We start from the raw sequence: 17,450 nt of genomic DNA on the forward strand, positions 1-17,450 counted from the left end.
TTGCTCCCAGGCACGGAAAAAGTGGGCGGGCGGCTAGGCCAGGCTCTTGGGGCGCAGGTCGGTCCAGGTCGCCTCGACGTGGTCGAGGCAGGCCGCGCGCCGGTCCGGGCCGAACACCGCCGACCAGCCCGCGGGCACGTCGAGCCCGGCGGGCCACAGCGAGTGCTGGCCCTCGTCGTTGACGAGGACCACGTAGTCCGCGTCCTCGTTCTCAAATGGATTCGTCACGAATTCAACTCCAGAAAAGTCGGCGCCCAAAGTCCGAGGCGATCCTCGCAGGGGCGACTGACTCGCCGCTGACGCCATTCTGATCAGCCGACGACACTATTGCGCGGTTTATGAATGGCACTGATTCCTGGCAACGGTAATTTCCACCCAATTTCCGTTGGGGGGTCGACCACCCACCCGCGCGTCCGTCGGACCGACCACCCGCCGCAAGCCCCGATACGCCTGGTAGAGGCCATGTCGCGACGGTGGGCGACGGCGTGCGGACTGGGTAGTGGCTGGTCCCCGCCCCCACCCGTAGCGGGTCGTATCCGGAACGAAGTCGGGTATCCGGCACGTATACGGACGCGCCGATCGGCGACTAAACCTATTGGGGCACGGACAAACCGCTGACAAGGAAGAACCCATGACAAGATTCGCCGTACTCGGACCGCTGGAATGCTGGTCAGGGAACCGTCAGATCGACATCCGCGGACCGTTGCAACGCAGCCTGCTCGCCGCCCTGCTCGCCACCGAGTCGCGCCCGGTGTCGGTCGAGTCCCTCGTGACCGAGCTCTGGGGCGACACCCCGCCGGACCAGTGGGAGAACGCGCTGCAGGCGCACGTGAGCAGATTGCGCAGAAGACTCACCTCGATCGCCGACGAGGCCCCGGCTCGGCTGATCGGCCTCGCCACCGGCTACCGGCTCGTGGTCTCCGAGACCGACCTCGACGCCACCGCCTTCACCCGCCAGGTCGCCCACGCCCGCGCCATCGCCGCGACCGACCCCACCGAGGCCGCCGACGTGCTGCGGTCGGCGCTGGCGCTGTGGCGCGGTCCCGCGTTCGCGATGGTCGCGGGCGGGCCGCTGTGCCGCGCGGCCGCCCACCGGTACGAGGCGGCCAGGACGATGGCGCTGGAGACCCTGTTCGACACCGAGCTGCAGACCGGCAGGCACGTCGACATCATCCCCAGGCTGCGGGAGCTGGTGGAGTCCTCCGGGCTCAACGAGCGGTTCTGCGAGCAGCTGATGGTCGCCCTGTACCGGTCCGGCCGCCAGGCCGAGGCGCTGGCCACCTACCGGCGGATGCGCCACCGCCTCGACGACGAACTCGGCGTGCTGCCGACCAGGACGCTGCGCAACCACGAGAAGGCGATCCTCGTCCACCACCCCGCCCTGCACACCCGCGCCAACCACACCACGCTGCGCGAGTAGTCCTCAGGCGACCGGGACGAGCCTGGTCAGGTGGCCCGCGAAGTCGGACATCACCGCGGCCTTGTGCTCGTCCAGGTAGAAGTGGGTCCCGCTGTACTCCCGGTGGCCCAGGTAGCGCCTGCTCCGGTCCGACCACGACCGCATCGCCGCGGGCTCCAGCATCAGCGGGTCCTCGCGGCCGACGTAGGTCACCAGCGGGCTGTCGACCACGGCCGCGTCGTCGGTGTGGTCGGCGGCGAGCCGGAAGTCGGCGATCACCGGCGGCAGCACCAGGTCGAGCATGTCCGGGTCGGCGGCCACCACGTCCGGGATGGCGCCAAGGTCCCTGATCCAGGTGACCACGTCGGCCATCGGGATGTCCTCGTGGCCCGCGGGCGCGCGGAAGAAGCCGGTCGGCGCCCAGCCGGACATGCCGAGCAGGCAGGGTGCCGGGTCGCCGTCGGCCTCCATCCGCACCGCCAGCCGGTAGGCCAGCTGCGCGCCGAGACAGTGCCCGAACACCGCGTACGGGCGCTCGTCCAGTTCGGCGACGAACGCCGCGTGCAGCTCGGCCACCGTCGCCTCCCAGTCGGTGGGCAGCGGCTCGGCGCGGCGGCCCTGCCTGCCGGGCAGGGTGACCGCCTGCACGGCGACGGTGGCGGGCAGCAGCTGGTCCCAGCCCCGGTAGGCCACCGCGCCGCTGCCCGCGTGGGCCAGCAGGAACACCCGGATCTCGGCGTCTGGCCGGTCGGGGGTGAACCAGCGCGGCTCAGGCACCGGCCACCGCCCGCATGAGCGCGTCCAGTTCGCGCAGGGCGCCGTTGGCCTGCTCGGCCACGGCGGGGTCGTCGGGGGCACCGCAGACGGCCATGAACATCCCCATGACGTTCTGGCAGGCGGCGCCGATGCGCTCCATGATCTCGGCTTCGGACATGTGTGGCTCCTTGGTGGTCAGAACGCGCCCGCGGCCCGGAACACGTGGGCGAAGGCGGCGATGTCGGCCTCGCCGTCGAAGGCCAGGTACTCGGGGAGGACGAGGTGGGGGAACCACTTCTGCTTGTAGGCCAGCTGGGTCTTGGCCGGGTACAGCGCCTCGCCGTACTCCCAGAGCAGCTTGGTCATCTGGTTGAACCCGTAGTGGAAGCCGGGAACCTGCAACGTGTCGTCCAGGCCGGTGAACGGGGTGAAGCCGAAGTGCAGCCAGCCGATCCCCTCGGCGGTGAACTGCGTGATCGCCGCGGAGTTGATCGCCTCCATGATCCCGGGCAGCTTGCCGGGGATCCGGCGGCTCAGGTCGTGCATCCAGCCCGCGCGGGAGCCGTAGACCGGGGAGTACGAGATGTAGCCCGCGAGCTTGCCGTCGAGCAGGCCGACGAACAGGCGGCGGTACGGCTGCAGGTCGCCGCCGCGCTGACCGACCAGGAAGCCCAGTTCCTTGGTGTCCTCGCCCTTGCTGCGCAGCCAGGTCCGGTCCAGCTCGTCGATCGCCGACGACCACTCGTCGAAGTCGACCTCACGCACTTCCAGCCCGGCCTTGCCCGCGCGCGCGATCTTGTTGCGCAGCCGCATGAAACGGGTGCCGTCCATCGAGAACTCGGCCAGCTCGATGGCGTAGGAAGCGCCGACCTGGTTGACCGTGAAGCCCGCCGCGGCGTAAAGCTCCGCGTCATGGCGCTGCAGCTGCACCGCCACGACCTTGCAGCCCTGTTCGTGGGCCGACGCGCGGAAAGCTTTCAGCAGCTCGGGATAGTCCGCCTGCGCGGCGAACGGGCCGCCGAACTGCACGAAGTAGCGGCCGACCGGGCGGTAGGCGACCACCCCGTCGAGCCCGGCGGCGGTGAAGTAGGTCGTGCCGTCGTTGCACGCGAGGAACGCGCTCGGGTTCTCCGCCTGGGTGTGCCGCTGGATCGCGTCCAGCGCCAGGGGTTCCGCGGTTTTCGTCATGGGTTTCTCCGTCAGGTTGAAGTTGCCGCTGAGCGCAGGGACCGCCGCAGGACCTTGCCCATCGGGTTGCGGGGCAGCGCGTCGACGAACTCGTAGTGGGTGGGCACCTTGTAGTCCGCCAGGCCGCCGCGCACCGAGAGCATCAGCTCCCGCGCGGTGGCCTTCGCGCCGGGCCGGAGCACCACGAACGCGTGCACCGCCTCGCCCCAGCGCTCGTGTTCCACCCCGACCACGGCGACGTCGGCGACCGCCGGGTGGCAGGCCAGCGCGTTCTCCACCTCGACCGGGTACACGTTCTGGCCCGCCACGATGATCGTGTCGTCGAGCCGGTCGAGCAGGAACAGGTAGCCGTCGTCGAGGTAGCCGGTGTCGCCCATCCGCAGCCAGCCGTCGACCATGGCGCGGCCGGTGGCCTCGGGCTGGTTCCAGTAGCCGAGCATGACCGCGGGCGTGCGCACGCACACCTGGCCCGCCTCGCCGTCGGGCACCGGGTCGCCCGCGCTGTCGATGATCTTCAGCTCGACGTCCGGGCACGGCTTGCCCGCCGAGGCCAGCAGCTTGCTGCCCACCACGTGGTCGACCGCGGGCAGCAGGGTCACCGCGTTGCCCGCCTCGGTGGCCGAGTATGCCTGCAGGAACTCGCCGTCGATCATCTCGAAGCACTGGCGCAGCAGGGTCTGCGAGATCGGGGAGCCGCCGTAGACGATCCGGCGCATCGACACGAACGCTTCCCGGGACGCGTTGGGCTCGGCGAACATCATCGCCAGCATCGTCGGGGCGACGAACGTCGTGGTGACGCCGAGCTTGCGGATCAGCTCCACCGCCTCCTGGCTGACGAACATCCGCATGACGACGTTGGTGACCCCCGCGGTGAAGCCCTGCATGGCCCACGACAGGCCAGCGGTGTTGAGGCCGGGCAGCCCGATCAGGCTGCGGTCCTCCGGGCGCAGGTCGAACCAGTCGAGCTGGTGGGCGGCCATGGTGTCGCGCAGGGTGAAGAAGCTGCGGTGCGGCAGCACGACACCTTTGGGCAACCCGGTCGTGCCGCTGGTGTAGAGCTGCGCGAACGGCGCGTCGGGGGTGATGCGCGGCAGGGAGATCTCCGTCGACTGGCCGGACCGCCACTCGTCGAACCCGCCGCCGCGCCGGTCCTCGGTGTCCAGCTCGACCACCAGCCGCAGGTTCGGCAGCGACGGCTTGACCCGGTCCACCACCCCGAGGAAGTCCCGCTCGACGAACAGCAACTCGGCCTGCGAGTCGCGCAGGATGTGCTCGACCTCGGTCGCGGTGAGCCGCCAGTTGACCGGCACCAGCACGGTCTCACTCTTGGCGCAGCCGAAGGCGATGTCGTAGTACAGCTCGGATTCCTTGCCCAGGTAGGCGACCCGGGCCCCCGGCGCGAGCGCACAGGACAGCAGCGCGTTGGCGGTGCGGTTGCTGCCCAGGTGCAGCTGCTCGTAGGTGACCTCCCTGCCCTCGCACGTGATCGCCACGTGCCGGGGCCGGGCCGCGGCCTGGAAGCCGGTGATCTCGGTGATCAGCTCCGGTTGCACCATCGCGCTATCCGATCCTCTCTGAGACGAACTGGTCTTCCAGGAAACCCGCGAGCCTGCGCACCGACGGATGGTCGAACACCGCCGACGCCGGACAGGGCACGGGAAGCGCGGCGGTCAGCGCGTTGCGCAGCTCGGTCGCCACCAGCGAGTCCATGCCCAGCTCACCGAAGTCCGCGTCGATGCCGACCTCGCCGGGGTGGGCGAAGTCCATGGCCGCGGCCAGGACCCGCTGGATGAGGTCCTCGACGGCCGGGCGGCGGCGGGCCGGGTCGGCGAGCGCCTCCGGGTCCAGCCGGACGGGCTCGGCCTTGGGTGCCGACGCCGCGGGGGTGCGCTCGGCCTGGGTCTCCGTGGCGAGCCAGTACTTCTTGCGCTCGAACGGGTAGGTGGGCAGGTCGACCTTGCGGTGGACGGCCCCGGCGTGGAAGTCGGGCCACGACACCGCCAGCCCTGCGGTGTACGCCTTGGCGAGCGCGGCGGGCAGCGACTCGGCGTCCACATCGGACCGGCGCAGGCTGGTCAGCCAGGTGTGGTCGGCCGCGGTGACGCACCGCTTGGCCAGCGAGGTCAGCGTCGAGCCGGGGCCGACCTCGATGAAGACGTGCTTGCCGCGCTTCTGCGCGGCCCGGGCCGCGCCGAGGAAGTCGACCGGGGCGACGATCTGGCGGACCCAGTAGTCGACGTCGGCCAGCTCGCGCCACCGGGCGACCTGGCCGGTGACGGTGGAGACCAGGGTGACCTCCGGCTGCCGGAACTCGATGTCGGCGATCGCGGCGCGGAACTCGTCGACCACCTCCGCCATCAGCGGCGAGTGGAACGCGTGGGACACGGTCAGCCGCTTCGCCGCGATGTCGCGGTCCGCCAGGGCGGCCGTGATCTCGGTGAGCGACGCGTCGCCGCCGGACAGCACGGTCTGCCCCGGCGCGTTGACCGCCGCGACGGCGACATCGGGGTACGCGTCGACCAGGTCGGCCACGTCATCGAGGGCGGCGGGTACGGAGATCATCCCGCCCGGCGCCCGCACCGAGCCCATCAGCCTGCCGCGCGCGGCGACGAGCCGAGCGGCGTCGGCCAGGCTGAACAGGCCCGCGACCGTGGCCGCGACCACCTCGCCGATACTGTGTCCTATCAGGACAGTCGGGCGGATGCCCCAGGAGAGCCATAGCCTGGCCGTCGCGTATTCCACGGCGAACAAGGCGGGCTGGGTGTAGCGGGTCTCGTCCAGGTCGGGCGCCGCCGGGTCGAGCACCAGGTCCTTGACCGACCGGCCGACCAGCGGGGTCAGCAGCCGGTCGCACTCGTCGAGCGCCTCGGCGAACGCCGGGTACCGGCGGTACGCCCCAGCGCCCATGCCCGCGTACTGCGCGCCCTGCCCGGTGAACAGGAACGCGACCTTGCGCGCGGCGGTCGCGGTCGACTCCGTCTCCAGCGAACGCGCCAGCAGTGCGGCGAGGTCGTCGCGGTCGCGGACCAGCCCGGCGACCCGGTGCCGGAAGTGCGCTCTGCCGACGTTGGCGGTGTAGCAGAGGTCGGCGACGGCCAGGTCCGGCGAGTCGGCCAGCAGGCGCTGGTAGCCGCGCAGTTGGTCCGCGAGTGCCGGCGCCGACTTGGCCGACACGGTGAACACTCCACCGGTCTCGGCGGACACCGTCGGGCGATTGGGCGCGGGGGCCTGTTCGAGCACGACGGAGGCGATGGTGCCGGTGAAGCCGAAGGAGTTGACCATCGCGCGGCGGACCGGCGCCTGCCACGGCTCGGACTTGTCGGGCACGCGCACCGGGTAGGTGTCCCACGGGATGCGGCCGGACGGGGTGTCGACGTTGAGGTGCGGATAGACCGTGGCGCGCTGGAGCTGCAGCACGGTCTTGACCACGCCGCCGACACCAGCGGCGGCCTCCATGTGGCCGATGTTGGTCTTCAGCGACGCGACCAGCAGCGGGTCGTCGGCGGTGTGCGAGTCCCGGAACACCTCGTCCAGCGCGGCCATCTCGATCGGGTCGCCCAGCGGGGTCCCGGTGCCGTGCGCCTCGACGTAGGAGATGTCGGCGGGTGTCAGCGCGGCGCTGGCCAGCGCGGCGCGCATCAGCGCGACCTGCGCGGTCCCGTTGGGCGCGGTCAGCCCCGCGCTCTCGCCGTCCTGCCGGACCGCGGAGCCGCGGATGAGCGCGAGCACGGTGTCGCCGTCGCGCTCGGCGTCGGAAAGCCGTTTGAGGACCAGCACTCCGCAGCCCTCACTGCGGGCGTAGCCGTCAGCGGACTCGTCGAAGGTCTTGCACCGCCCGTCGGCGGCCAGCGCCTGCATGTCCGACAGCAGCGCGGTGCTCAGCGGGTGGTGGATGGCGTTGACCCCGCCGCACAGCGCGATCTCGCACTCGCCGCCGCGCAGTCCCTGCACCGCGAGGTGCAGCGCGACGAGCGAGGCCGAGCAGGCGGTGTCGAGGGTGATCGACGGGCCGCGCAGCCCGAGGAAGTACGACATCCGGCCGGACACCCCGGCGTGCAGGATCCCCGCGGCCAGGTAGCCGTCGAGGTCTTCGTCGGCCAGCGCGCCGAGTTCGAGCGCGTAGTCCATCGAGCTCGCGCCGAAGTAGACGCCGCCGGTGCCGTGGCGCAGCCGGGTGGGGTCGATGTTGGCGTGTTCGAGCGCGGCCCAGGTGGTCTCCATGACCAGGCGCTGCTGCGGGTCGAGGCAGCGCGCCTCCTTGGGCGAGATGGTGAAGAACGGGCCGTCGAATTCGTCGATCCCGGTCAGGAAACCGCCGCCCGCGGAGTTGATCCGACCCTTTTCGGCGGCATCGGCGGCGAATGCGGAAACATCCCAGCGGTCCGCCGGAAATGGGCCGGTGCCGACGCCGCCGATGTCCAGGAATTCGGCGAGCGCGGCCGGGGTGTCATTGTCCCCCGGAAATCGCAGGCCGAGACCGACGATGGCGATGGGCTCGTGTTTCGCCCGCAGCAGCCTGCCGATGAGCTCGTCCTGCTCGCGAATGGTGGCGCGGGCCGCGGCCAGCTCGGCCGTTTCGGTGGACATGTCTCCCCTAGTGCCGGTCGACGAGGTCGACGAGGTAGGTCAGCAGGCTCTCCAGCGTCGGGCTGTTGAACAGCACGTTCGCGTCGATCTCGCAGCCGAGGAGCCGTTCGAGCCGCTGCTTGAGGTCGGTGAGCCCGAGCGAGGTCAGCCCGAGGTCGAAGAAGCTCTGGTCGTGCGGCAGGTCGTCGTCCTCGGTCATCAGCAGCGCGTGCCGGAACTCCGGTTCGAGTGCGGCTTCCAGCGCTTCCCTGCGCTCGACCACGGGCAGGTCGACCAGCTCCGTGATCGTCAGGTCGGGCGTCATGACCGAGTGCCTCCACGTCAGGGTTTCGGGAATTGTCCGGCTATTCACGCGGCATCGGACGAGGCACATGCTAAGCAGCCGCGGGGCCGCGAGGAAACCTCCCGATAGCGCGCTGTCAGTGCCGCGTCAGCAATCAGCGCAGCGTCAGCGGCATATCCGATCGTGCTGTTAGCTTCGGCGCCGCGGACTGGTTCTCCGCGTCCAAGAAAAGGGGAACTGAATTGGTGCGATCGGTGACGACATACGACTCGTATGTCGGGGGCGCACAGGTGCCGTCGAGCCGATACGTCTACACGGTCACGACGTCGGCGGTCCTGGCTGATGTCTTCGAGGCGTTGACCCTCAAGCGGCGGTTGGAGCAGGGCGCGGTCGATCCGGCCGACGCGGCCGACTTCGTCGTCGGCCGCTGCGCGATGGCCGACGAGGACACCATCGCCGCGGCGACCGAGGCCGCCGCGGCGGCGGCGCCGGGCTGGGCGGCCACCCCGCTGGAGGTGCGGCTGTCGCTGGCCGCGGGCATCCGCAAGCGGCTGGAGGAGCGGCACGCGGAGTTCGTCGACGTGCTCATCGCCGAGGGAACGCCGCGCGCGCTGGCGGAGTGGCAGGTCGCGGGCCTGCTGGAGACCTTCGGCGAGACGACCATCGGCTGGTGCGCCACCCAGATGGAACACCAGCGGCGGCTCGGGTCGCGAACCCTGCGGCTGCGCCGGGTGCCCGACGGCGTGGTGGCGATCAACCCGCCGCAGAACGCGCCCGCGGCGAGCGCCCTGTTCGGGATCACCGCGCTGCTGGCCGGGAACGCGGTCGTGGTGCGGGCTCCGCGCAGCGCGCCCCTCGGGGTGATGTACGCGATGCGCGAACTGGTCGCGCCCGCGCTCGACGAGCTGGGCGCGCCGCCCGGCACGCTCAACGTGCTGTGCTCGCGGCCTAGCCCGGCGATCCGCAACTGGCTGGAGAGCCCGCGGGTGAACTCCATCTTCTACACCGGAAGCGTCGAGACGGGCTTCAAGCTGGAGCAGGACGCGGCCGCCCACGGCACCAAGGTGATCCTGGAGCTGGCGGGCAACGACTGCGTCGTCGTCTGGCGCGACGCCGACCTCGACCTGGCCGCCGAGGCGCTCACCGAGTGCTTCTTCGGCTCCGGCCAGATCTGCATGGTGCCCAACCAGGTCCTCGTCCACCCCGCCGTCGCCGACGAGCTGCTCGACCGGCTGCGGGTCGCCGCGGGCCAGATCCGGCCGGGGCCGCCGGAGGAGCCCGGGGTCCTGCTCTCCCCCGTGCTGCGCAGCGAGAAGTTCTTCGCCTTCATCCGCGACGCGCTCGGCAAGGGCGCCGAGATCGTGCACGGCGGCAGGCGGCTGGAGACCGACGGCTCCCCGTCCGACACGGGCATGTTCCTCGAACCCACGGTGCTGCGGGTCGACGGGATCGAGCGCGGCCGGGAGATCGACGCGGTCCGGTTCGAGACGTTCTTCCCGCTGCTGCCGGTGATCGTGTGCGAGCCGGGCTCCGACGAGTCCATTTTGGACGCGATGCTGGCGCACGTGCTCGCCAATCCCTACGGCCTGCGCAATTCGCTGTGGGCCACCGACGAGTCGGTCGTCGAGCAGTTCGTCAACCGGGTCACCAACTGCGGACTGCTCAAAGTCAACGACTCCCATATCGGCTTCCTGCCGTTCCTGCCGACCCACGGCGGCCCCGGCCGCACCGGCGGCAGCTTCGGCGAGGCGAACTACCCGATGCTGCGGACCTCCCGCCTGCAAGGCATCAGCGTCGCGGCGGGGATCCGTCCCCGGGCCGCGGTGTTCGACGCGTACACCCAATTCCTGACAGGAAGGCAAGCCAATGCGGTTCATGGAGGCTGACCGGCTCGCGTGCGAGGAGCTGCTGCCCGGGCTGCTCGGCGCGATCGCGGAGATCCCGCTCGCCGAGCTGGAGAGCGAGAAGAACCCGGCGATCGAGCTGTTCCGCGCCTATGGCGGGACCAACCTCGTCGTCCCCGCGGCCTACGGCGGCCTGGACGCCTCGGCGCTGCAGGCCGCCAGGGTGGTGCGCGCGCTGGCCGCGGCGGCGCCGTCGATGGCCGTGGCCACCGCGATGCACCACTTCTCGGTGGGCACGCTGTTCGGCGTGGCCGAGTCCTTCGGCCAGGGCACCGACCTCGACGACCTGATGCTCAAGCAGATCGCCGAGAAGCGCTGGCTGGTCGCCTCCGGCTTCGCCGAGGGCCGCACCCAGCAGGGCATCCTCGCCCCCACGATGGAGGCCCGGCCGGTCGACGGCGGCTACCTGATCTCCGGCTCGAAGAAGCCGTGCAGCCTGTCGCGGTCGATGGACCTGTTCACCGGCAGCGTCGGCATGCGCCGCGAGGACGGCTCCGTCGAGATGGGCTTCCTGATGCTGCCCGCCGACACCCCCGGCATCAGCGTGGTCCCGTTCTGGGGCAGCTTCGCGCTGGCGGGCGCGCAGAGCGACGAGGTCCGCCTGACCGACGTCAAGGTCACCGACGCGCAGATCCTGCAGCCGCCCGCCGACCTGCTCGAAGAACTGAGCGAGCTGCAGCAGGTCGGTTTGATCTGGTTCGAGATGACGGTCTGCGCCACCTACACCGGCATCGCCAGCGCCCTGGTCGACCGGGTCCTGACCGCCAAGCGCGGCACCGCGGCCGACCGCGCCGCCATGGTCGTGCGCATCGAGTCCGCCGCCGCGCTGGTCGAGGGCCTGGCCCGCAGGCTGATGGACGGCGAGATGGACAACGACTGCCTGGCGCAGGCGCTGGCCAGCCGGTTCACCGTGCAGGACCTCATCCGCGACACCGTCGGCCAGGCCGTGGAGCTGCTGGGCGGCATGGCGTTCGTGTCGTCCTCCGACGTGGCCTACCTGTCGGCCGCCGCGCAGGCCATCGCGTTCCACCCGCCGTCACGCACCAGCATGATCGACGGGATGCTCGGCTACTACGGCGGCGAACCGCTGGTGGTCGAGTGACCGCCACGACCACCGCGTCCCCCGGCACGATCGCGTCGGGGGACGTCGCCGAGAAGTACCGGACGTTCGTGAGCAAGGGCCGCGCGGCCCTCGGCGAGATGTTCGGCGGTGACGTCGAGGTCGCCGCCGAGGGCGCGTGGCTGCACACCGCCGCCGGGCGCAGCCTGCTCAACTGCGGCGGGTACGGGGTGTTCCTCATGGGGGCACGCCACCCGCGCGTGGTCACCGAGGTGATCCGGCAGATCAACACCAACCCGATCGCCTCGCGACTGCTGCTCGAACCCGAGTTGGCCAACGCCGCCGAGGCGCTGGTCGGGGTGGCACCGGCGGGCTTGGAGCGGGTGTACTTCGCCGGGTCCGGCGCGGAGGCGGTCGAGGCCGCCATCAAGCTCGCGCGGGCCCAGGGCAGGCGGCACCTGGTGTCGATGGAGTCGGGCTACCACGGCAAGACGCTCGGCGCGCTGAGCGTCACCGCGCGGGAGGTCTTCCAGGCCCCGTTCCGGCCGCTGCTCCCCGAGGTCTCGCACGTGCCGTTCGGCGACGCCGGAGCGCTCGAGCAGGTGCTGCGCGCCCACCCGGGTTCGGCCTGCGTGATCGTGGAGCCGATCCAGGGCGAGGCCGGGGTGATCCTTCCGCCCGACGGATACCTGCGCGACGTCGAGCGGCTGTGCCGCGAGCACGGCGCGCTGTTCGTGCTCGACGAGATCCAGACCGGGCTCGGCCGGGTCGGGCGCTGGTGGGGCGCGGACGCGGCCGGGGTGACCCCGGACGTGCTGCTCGTGGGCAAGGGCCTGTCCGGCGGCGTCGTGCCGGTGTCGGCCATGGTCGCCACGGCGGCGGCGTTCAAGCCGTTCGACAAGGACCCGTTCATCCACACCTCGACGTTCTCCGGCAACCCGCTGGCGATGGCCGCCGCCCAGGGCGCCATCGCGGCGATCAAGGAGGACGGTCTGGTCGAGCGGGCCGCCGATCTCGGCGCGCGGCTGCGGCCGAGGCTGGCCGAGATCGCCGAGTCCGTGCTGGGCCACCGGGTCCGCGAGGTGCGCGGCGCCGGGCTGCTGATCGGCATCGAGTTCACCGTCGACGGCCTCGCGGGCGACCTGCTGATCGAGCTGCTGTCCGCGGGCGTGGTGGCCAACCACTCGCTCAACTCGCCCGCGGTGCTGCGGCTGACTCCCCCGGCGATCCTCGACGACCGCGAGGTCGACGTGCTGCTCGACGCCTTCGACCGGGCCGCCCGCGCGGTCGTGTCCTAAAAGGAGACTTGCGATGAGATCCATCCACCTGCTGGTCCGGGTGCCCGCCGACCCGGCCACCGCCTACACCGCGGTGTCCGACTTCGCCCGCTACCCCGAGCTCGCCGACGACGTCCGGGAGGCGCGCACCGGGCCGCCCGGGACCCGCCAGGAGACCTACTGGGAGGTCAATTTCCGCCGCGGGATCATGCGCTGGCACGAGACCGAGGTGTTCGACGCCGAGCGGCTGCGCATCGACTTCGAGCAGAGCGACGGCGACTTCGACGACTTCCGCGGCGCCTGGCAGGTGACCGTGGCCGACGGCGGGTCCGACGTGCGGTTCGAGGTCACCTACGACTTCGGCATCGAGAGCCTGTCCGGGCTCATGGACCCCATCGCCGAGCGGGTGATCAAGCGCGCCGCCGTGCAGGTGCTCGGCGGGCTCTTCGGCCCGATCGACGTGCTGGAGGGCGCCGAGGCCCTCACCGATCTCGACACCGTCCCGGCGCTACCGGGCACCGTTTAAGGAGACCCCTGATGGACGCCGCGAACCTGTTCGACTCCAAGACCACCTACCGACTGATCCGGCTCGAGTACCTGGCCGCGCTCGCCCTGTCGATGTACCTGTTCGTCGACCACCTCGGCGAGATCAACTGGTTCGTCTTCGCCGGGCTGTTCCTCTACATCGACCTCATCGGTTACATCCCGGGCGCGATCGCCTTCCACCGCAGCGCGACCAAGCAGATCTCCAAGGTCTACTACGTCCTATACAACACGATGCACAGCCTGGTCACCCAGGCCGTGGTCGCCCTGGTGTGGTCGCTGGCCTTCGGGCCGGAGTGGGCGCTGCTCGCGCTGCCGATCCACCTGTGCGGCGACCGGGCGCTGTTCGGCAACTTCCTCAAGCCGTTCTCGGTCACCTTCGAGCCGGTCGTGCACCCCGCGTTCGCGCAGTTGCGGGAGAAGGTGGAGTCCCCGGCCAGCGCGAGCGCGCCCGCGCCGTCCGCCGTGGCGGAACAGGTGCTGACGGGGTGACCAGTTCCGTTGCCGAGGCCGTGTGGACCGTGGCACAGCGGTTCCCCACCGGCGTGTCGGTGGTGACCGCGGGCGCCGGTGCCACCGCCCGCGGCGCGACCGTGAGCACTTTCTGTTTCCTGTCAAGAGAACCGGCCCTGGTGTCCATCTGCCTGCGACGCGGCAGCTGGGTGCTCGGCCTCATCCGCGACCACGGCGCGTTCACCGTGAACGTGCTGGCCAGCGACCAGGAGGCCGTGGCCCGGCGCTTCGCCAGCCGCGCCCGCGGCGCCGACCAGTTCGACGGCGTCGGCTGGACCGCGGGCGAGGCGGGGGTGCCCCGGCTGGCGGACACCGTGTGCTGGCTGCACTGCAGGCCGCACGAGGTCATCGCCGCCGGGGACCACGAACTCGTCGTGGCCACCGTGGCCGGGCTCGGCGAAGGGCCGGGCCGCACACCGCTGCTGTATTTCGCCGGGGCGCTGCACCGGGGAGCCATCGAGAGCGAGGACATATGACCGCGCACAGCCCGACCCAGATCCCGCGAGAAGCGGACTGGGACACCGCGCCGAGCCTGATCGACGGCGCGATGGACCTGGAGATGACCGCGCAGGACTGCAACCTGCGGTACTGGCTCAACGCCGTTCCCGAGGGCACGCTGCGCGGCAGGCCGGACGGGCACGACCCGGACCTGGTCGTGCCGGAGCACATGAAGTCGGGGCCGCTGTATGCGGCGATCACCCAGGAGTACGCGTTCCGCTCGGTGGCCGAGGAGAAGGCGACCCGCGGCCTGGCGTACCTGATCCCCATCGCGCCGGACACCGACACGATGGAGTTCTACACGACCCAGGTGTTCGACGAGTGCAGGCACGCGATGGTGTTCCGCAACCACCTCGTCGCCCTCGGCACCCCGGCCGACCGCCTCGCCGAGGCCATCCCCGCGTTCGCCGGGTCCTATTTGGACACGGTGCTGGAGCCGCTGGAGCGCATGGCGCTGGAGATCATGCGCGACGACCGCGACTTCATCGGCGGCGTCGTGATGATGACGATCATCCTCGAAGGCGCGCTGGCCCCGGCCGCCGAGCTGAGCGAGCGCAAGTGGCGTCCGCTCGACCCGGCCGCCGCCGACATCGACAAGGGCGCGGGCATCGACGAGATCCGGCACCTGACCGTCGGCGCGGCCATCGCCAGGCAGCACCTCATCGACCACCCCGGCGACCGGGACCGGGTGCTGGAGCTGATCCAGCGCGGCATGAAGCTGTGGAGCGAGCTGCCGACCCACGAGATGGTGCTGCGGCGCGAGAAGCTGTTCCAGGAGGGGCTGCGCGAGCACGCCGCCGTCGTCGGCGACTACGAGATCTGGCCGGGCAGGCGCCTGGTGGACACCACGCCGGAGGAGCGGCTCGAGACCGCGGACCGCTGGTCGACGGACATGAAGCGCAAGCGCCTCACCGACATGGGCCTGGAAGAGGCCGCGACGTGACCGCGGGCCGTCGCGGCGCCGTCGCGGTCCTGGCGGGTCTCGGCGGCTGGCTGCCGCCCCGGGTGGTGGACAACGCCGAGATCGCGCCGCTGCTGGGCACCAGCGCCGAGTGGATCAGGACCAGGACCGGCATCTCGGGGCGGCACTGGATCGACCCCGGGATGTCCACGGTCGGCTTGGCCGCGGAGGCGGGCGCGCGGGCGCTGAAGTCGGCGGGCCTGACCGAGGTGGGCGTGGTCGTGCTGGCCACAACGACCCCGGACCGGCCGTGTCCGGCGTCGGCGCCGGAGGTCGCCGCGCGGCTGGGTCTGCCCGGGGTCGCCGCGTTCGACGTCGGCGCGGTGTGCGCCGGGTTCGTCTACGCGCTCGCCGCGGGCGCGGGCCTGATCAGCGCGGGCGTGGCGGGCGAGGTGCTGGTCATCGGCGCGGACGCGTTCTCCACGATCATCGACCCGGCCGACCGCGGCACCGCGATGATCTTCGGCGACGGGGCGGGCGCGGTCGTGCTGCGCGCGGGCGAGCCGGACGAGCCGGGTGCGCTTGGCCCGTTCGACCTCGGCAGCGACGGCGACCACGCCGACCTCGTCATGATCCCGGCGGGCGGGTCCCGGCAGCGCCTGGGCGACGACCCGCGCGACCACTTCTTCACCATGCAGGGCAAAGCGACGTTCAAGCACGCCGTGCAGCGCATGGCCGCGTCCGCGCGCGCGGTTCTCGCCGAGACGGGATGGCGCACCGAGGACGTCGACTGGGTCGTCGGCCACCAGGCCAACCAGCGCATCATCGACGCGCTCGGCGTCGCGCTCGACGTGCCCGCCGACCGCCTCGTCAGCAACATCGACCGGGTCGGCAACACCGCCGCGGCATCGATCCCGCTGGCCATGGCCGACGCCGCCGCCCGGTTCCGGCCGGGAGACCGGGTCCTGCTCACCTCGTTCGGCGGCGGGCTCGCGTGGGGCTCCACCGCCCTGCGCTGGCCCGCCATCACCGCGGCCTGAATTCCCCTCGTAATCCACTGTAGACAAAGGAGATCATCATGGACGTCACCCTCGACCAGGTCAGGACGCTGCTCGTGGCCAGCTTCGGCGTCGGCGCCGAGGAGGTCGGCGCCGAGGTGACCCTCGCCGAGCTCGATGTCGACTCGCTGGCGCTGGTCGAGTTCGCGCTGATGGCCGAGAAGGAGTTCGGCGTGGCCATCGACGAGGAGGAGATCAGCAAGGACTTCACCATGGGCGACGTCGTCACCCTGATCGAGCGGAAGAAAGCCCTCGTCTGATGGCGGCCGACATCGCCGTCACCGGGATCGGCCTGCTGACCCCGGCGGGCATCGGGATCGAGGACAACTGGGCGAGGCTGCTGCGTGCGGAACCCGCCGCGGCGGCCGACCCCGGCCTGGCCGGGCTGCCGGTCGACTTCGGCTGCCGGGTGCCCGGGTTCGACCCGGACGAGCTGGTGGGCAGGCGGCTGGCGTGGCGGCTGGACCGCTACGAGCAGCTCGCCATGGCCGCCGCGCGGCAGGCCGTGGCCGACTCCGGCCTCGACCCGCGCACGTGGGACGGGGCCAGGGTCGGCGTGGTGCTGGGCACCGCCATCGGCGGGATCGCCACGTTCGAGCGGGAGCACTCCAACCTGCGCGACCGCGGGCCGGTCGAGGTCTCGTCGATGCTGATCCCGATGCTCGGGGTCAACATGGCCGCCGGGTACGTCGCCATCGACCACGGCGCGCGCGGCCCCAACTTCGCCACGGCGACGGCGTGCGCGTCGGGTGCCACCGCCATCGGCACCGCGATGAGCCTGCTGCGGTCCGGGGCGTGCGACGTGGTGATCACCGGCGGGGCCGAGTCGAGCTCGACGCCGACGATCGTGTCGTCATTCGCCAAGATGAAGGCGCTGTCCCGGCACGAGGACCCGGCGCGCGCGTCGCGGCCGTTCGACACCGCGCGGGACGGGTTCGTCATCGCCGAGGGCGCGGGCGTGCTGGTCCTGGAGCGGGCCGCCGACGCGGTGGCCCGCGGCGCGCGCGTCCGCGCCCGGCTGCTCGGCTACGGCGCGTCGGCCGACGCCTTCCACGCCACCAGCCCGCACCCCGACGGCGTCGGCGCGACGCTGGCCATCGAGGCCGCGCTGGCCGACGCGGGCGTGCTGCCCGACGAGGTCGACCACGTCAACGCGCACGCCACGTCCACCCCGGTCGGCGACCTGACCGAGGCGACGACGCTGCGCAAGGTGCTCGGCTCCCGGCCGGTGGTCACCTCGACCAAGGGCGTCACCGGCCACACCCTCGGCGCGGCAGGCGCGATAGAGGCGTGCTTCACCGCGCTGGCGTTGCAGCACGGCGTGGTGCCGCCCACCGCCAACCTGGTCGACGTCGACCCCGGCGTGGACGTCGACGTGGTCGTGGGCGCGCCGCGCGCGCTGCCGCTGCGGGTCGCGATCAGCAATTCCTTCGGATTCGGCGGCCAGAACGCGGTTCTGGTCATGGCCGGGGCCTAATACACA

The 17,450-nt window shown here is 71.5% G+C and carries 18 protein-coding genes; 11 read left to right on the top strand and 7 right to left on the bottom strand.

What is annotated here, in order from left to right; translation table 11 throughout:
• Nucleotides 1-33 precede the first annotated feature (33 nt).
• Nucleotides 34-228: an MbtH family protein gene (locus ACSHT8_RS06060; RefSeq protein ID WP_436498522.1), complete on the bottom strand. Its 195-nt coding sequence runs from the start codon at nt 226-228 to the stop codon at nt 34-36.
• A gap of 403 nt (nt 229-631) precedes the next feature.
• On the opposite strand from ACSHT8_RS06060, the gene ACSHT8_RS06065 reads away from it, so the two are divergent.
• Nucleotides 632-1,420, top strand: coding sequence for an AfsR/SARP family transcriptional regulator (locus ACSHT8_RS06065; RefSeq protein ID WP_436498524.1), 789 nt, complete (start codon nt 632-634; stop codon nt 1,418-1,420).
• 3 nt (nt 1,421-1,423) lie between these two features.
• Here ACSHT8_RS06065 and ACSHT8_RS06070 read toward each other — a convergent pair whose 3' ends face one another.
• Genes ACSHT8_RS06070 through ACSHT8_RS06095 form a run of 6 tightly spaced genes read right to left on the bottom strand, consistent with a single transcriptional unit; the run spans nt 1,424 to nt 8,234 of the window.
• A complete protein-coding gene (locus ACSHT8_RS06070; protein WP_436498526.1) occupies nt 1,424-2,176 on the bottom strand; it encodes a thioesterase II family protein in 753 nt (250 codons plus the stop codon).
• A complete protein-coding gene (locus ACSHT8_RS06075) occupies nt 2,169-2,333 on the bottom strand; it encodes a hypothetical protein (RefSeq protein WP_157367998.1) in 165 nt (54 codons plus the stop codon). Before ACSHT8_RS06075 ends, ACSHT8_RS06070 begins: the two co-directional genes overlap by 8 nt.
• Nucleotides 2,334-2,350: 17 nt before the next feature.
• On the bottom strand, nt 2,351-3,343 hold the full coding sequence (locus ACSHT8_RS06080) for a bifunctional lysylphosphatidylglycerol flippase/synthetase MprF (RefSeq protein WP_436498529.1): 993 nt from the start codon (nt 3,341-3,343) through the stop codon (nt 2,351-2,353).
• An 11-nt stretch (nt 3,344-3,354) separates the two neighbouring features.
• Nucleotides 3,355-4,899, bottom strand: a complete 1,545-nt coding sequence (locus tag ACSHT8_RS06085) for a long-chain-fatty-acid--CoA ligase (RefSeq protein WP_436498531.1) — start codon at nt 4,897-4,899, stop codon at nt 3,355-3,357.
• Nucleotides 4,900-4,903: 4 nt separating this feature from the next.
• The gene (locus tag ACSHT8_RS06090) at nt 4,904-7,930 is read right to left on the bottom strand and encodes a type I polyketide synthase (protein ID WP_436498533.1); all 3,027 of its coding nucleotides are present in this window, start codon (nt 7,928-7,930) and stop codon (nt 4,904-4,906) included.
• Nucleotides 7,931-7,937: 7 nt separating this feature from the next.
• Nucleotides 7,938-8,234, bottom strand: coding sequence for an acyl carrier protein (locus ACSHT8_RS06095; protein ID WP_436498535.1), 297 nt, complete (start codon nt 8,232-8,234; stop codon nt 7,938-7,940).
• A gap of 233 nt (nt 8,235-8,467) precedes the next feature.
• On the opposite strand from ACSHT8_RS06095, the gene ACSHT8_RS06100 reads away from it, so the two are divergent.
• From ACSHT8_RS06100 to ACSHT8_RS06145, 10 genes are read left to right on the top strand one after another with little or no spacing between them, the layout of a single operon-like run.
• Nucleotides 8,468-10,099, top strand: a complete 1,632-nt coding sequence (locus ACSHT8_RS06100) for an aldehyde dehydrogenase family protein (RefSeq protein ID WP_436498537.1) — start codon at nt 8,468-8,470, stop codon at nt 10,097-10,099.
• On the top strand, nt 10,080-11,219 hold the full coding sequence (locus tag ACSHT8_RS06105) for an acyl-CoA dehydrogenase family protein (protein ID WP_436498539.1): 1,140 nt from the start codon (nt 10,080-10,082) through the stop codon (nt 11,217-11,219). The genes ACSHT8_RS06100 and ACSHT8_RS06105 overlap by 20 nt, the downstream gene beginning before the upstream one ends.
• Entirely contained in the window at nt 11,216-12,475 is a 1,260-nt protein-coding gene (locus tag ACSHT8_RS06110) for an aspartate aminotransferase family protein (protein WP_436498540.1), read from the top strand. The genes ACSHT8_RS06105 and ACSHT8_RS06110 overlap by 4 nt, the downstream gene beginning before the upstream one ends.
• A 13-nt stretch (nt 12,476-12,488) precedes the next feature.
• The gene (locus ACSHT8_RS06115; RefSeq protein WP_436498542.1) at nt 12,489-12,980 is read left to right on the top strand and encodes a type II toxin-antitoxin system RatA family toxin; all 492 of its coding nucleotides are present in this window, start codon (nt 12,489-12,491) and stop codon (nt 12,978-12,980) included.
• An 11-nt stretch (nt 12,981-12,991) separates the two neighbouring features.
• Nucleotides 12,992-13,489 (top strand): hypothetical protein, encoded by a 498-nt coding sequence (locus ACSHT8_RS06120; RefSeq protein WP_436498544.1) that lies wholly within the window; start codon nt 12,992-12,994, stop codon nt 13,487-13,489.
• Nucleotides 13,486-13,986: a flavin reductase family protein gene (locus ACSHT8_RS06125; RefSeq protein WP_436498545.1), complete on the top strand. Its 501-nt coding sequence runs from the start codon at nt 13,486-13,488 to the stop codon at nt 13,984-13,986. Before ACSHT8_RS06120 ends, ACSHT8_RS06125 begins: the two co-directional genes overlap by 4 nt.
• Nucleotides 13,983-14,951 (top strand): VlmB-like protein, encoded by a 969-nt coding sequence (locus ACSHT8_RS06130; protein ID WP_436498547.1) that lies wholly within the window; start codon nt 13,983-13,985, stop codon nt 14,949-14,951. Before ACSHT8_RS06125 ends, ACSHT8_RS06130 begins: the two co-directional genes overlap by 4 nt.
• A complete protein-coding gene (locus ACSHT8_RS06135) occupies nt 14,948-15,949 on the top strand; it encodes a beta-ketoacyl-ACP synthase III (protein ID WP_436498548.1) in 1,002 nt (333 codons plus the stop codon). The genes ACSHT8_RS06130 and ACSHT8_RS06135 overlap by 4 nt, the downstream gene beginning before the upstream one ends.
• A 38-nt stretch (nt 15,950-15,987) precedes the next feature.
• Nucleotides 15,988-16,227, top strand: coding sequence for an acyl carrier protein (locus tag ACSHT8_RS06140; protein WP_436498550.1), 240 nt, complete (start codon nt 15,988-15,990; stop codon nt 16,225-16,227).
• On the top strand, nt 16,227-17,444 hold the full coding sequence (locus tag ACSHT8_RS06145) for a beta-ketoacyl-[acyl-carrier-protein] synthase family protein (protein WP_436498552.1): 1,218 nt from the start codon (nt 16,227-16,229) through the stop codon (nt 17,442-17,444). Before ACSHT8_RS06140 ends, ACSHT8_RS06145 begins: the two co-directional genes overlap by 1 nt.
• Nucleotides 17,445-17,450 lie beyond the last annotated feature (6 nt).

Source organism: Actinokineospora sp. HUAS TT18, assembly GCF_051364635.1.
In the GTDB taxonomy this organism is placed as follows: domain Bacteria; phylum Actinomycetota; class Actinomycetes; order Mycobacteriales; family Pseudonocardiaceae; genus Actinokineospora.

Coding starts and splice junctions, on each gene's coding strand:
- ACSHT8_RS06065 (WP_436498524.1), top strand. CDS start 632: ATGACAAGATTCGCCGTACTCGGACCGCTGGAATGCTGGTCAGGGAAC.
- ACSHT8_RS06075 (WP_157367998.1), bottom strand. CDS start 2,333: ATGTCCGAAGCCGAGATCATGGAGCGCATCGGCGCCGCCTGCCAGAAC.
- ACSHT8_RS06080 (WP_436498529.1), bottom strand. CDS start 3,343: ATGACGAAAACCGCGGAACCCCTGGCGCTGGACGCGATCCAGCGGCAC.
- ACSHT8_RS06085 (WP_436498531.1), bottom strand. CDS start 4,899: ATGGTGCAACCGGAGCTGATCACCGAGATCACCGGCTTCCAGGCCGCG.
- ACSHT8_RS06090 (WP_436498533.1), bottom strand. CDS start 7,930: ATGTCCACCGAAACGGCCGAGCTGGCCGCGGCCCGCGCCACCATTCGC.
- ACSHT8_RS06095 (WP_436498535.1), bottom strand. CDS start 8,234: ATGACGCCCGACCTGACGATCACGGAGCTGGTCGACCTGCCCGTGGTC.
- ACSHT8_RS06105 (WP_436498539.1), top strand. CDS start 10,080: ATGCGGTTCATGGAGGCTGACCGGCTCGCGTGCGAGGAGCTGCTGCCC.
- ACSHT8_RS06115 (WP_436498542.1), top strand. CDS start 12,489: ATGAGATCCATCCACCTGCTGGTCCGGGTGCCCGCCGACCCGGCCACC.
- ACSHT8_RS06120 (WP_436498544.1), top strand. CDS start 12,992: ATGGACGCCGCGAACCTGTTCGACTCCAAGACCACCTACCGACTGATC.
- ACSHT8_RS06130 (WP_436498547.1), top strand. CDS start 13,983: ATGACCGCGCACAGCCCGACCCAGATCCCGCGAGAAGCGGACTGGGAC.
- ACSHT8_RS06140 (WP_436498550.1), top strand. CDS start 15,988: ATGGACGTCACCCTCGACCAGGTCAGGACGCTGCTCGTGGCCAGCTTC.
- ACSHT8_RS06145 (WP_436498552.1), top strand. CDS start 16,227: ATGGCGGCCGACATCGCCGTCACCGGGATCGGCCTGCTGACCCCGGCG.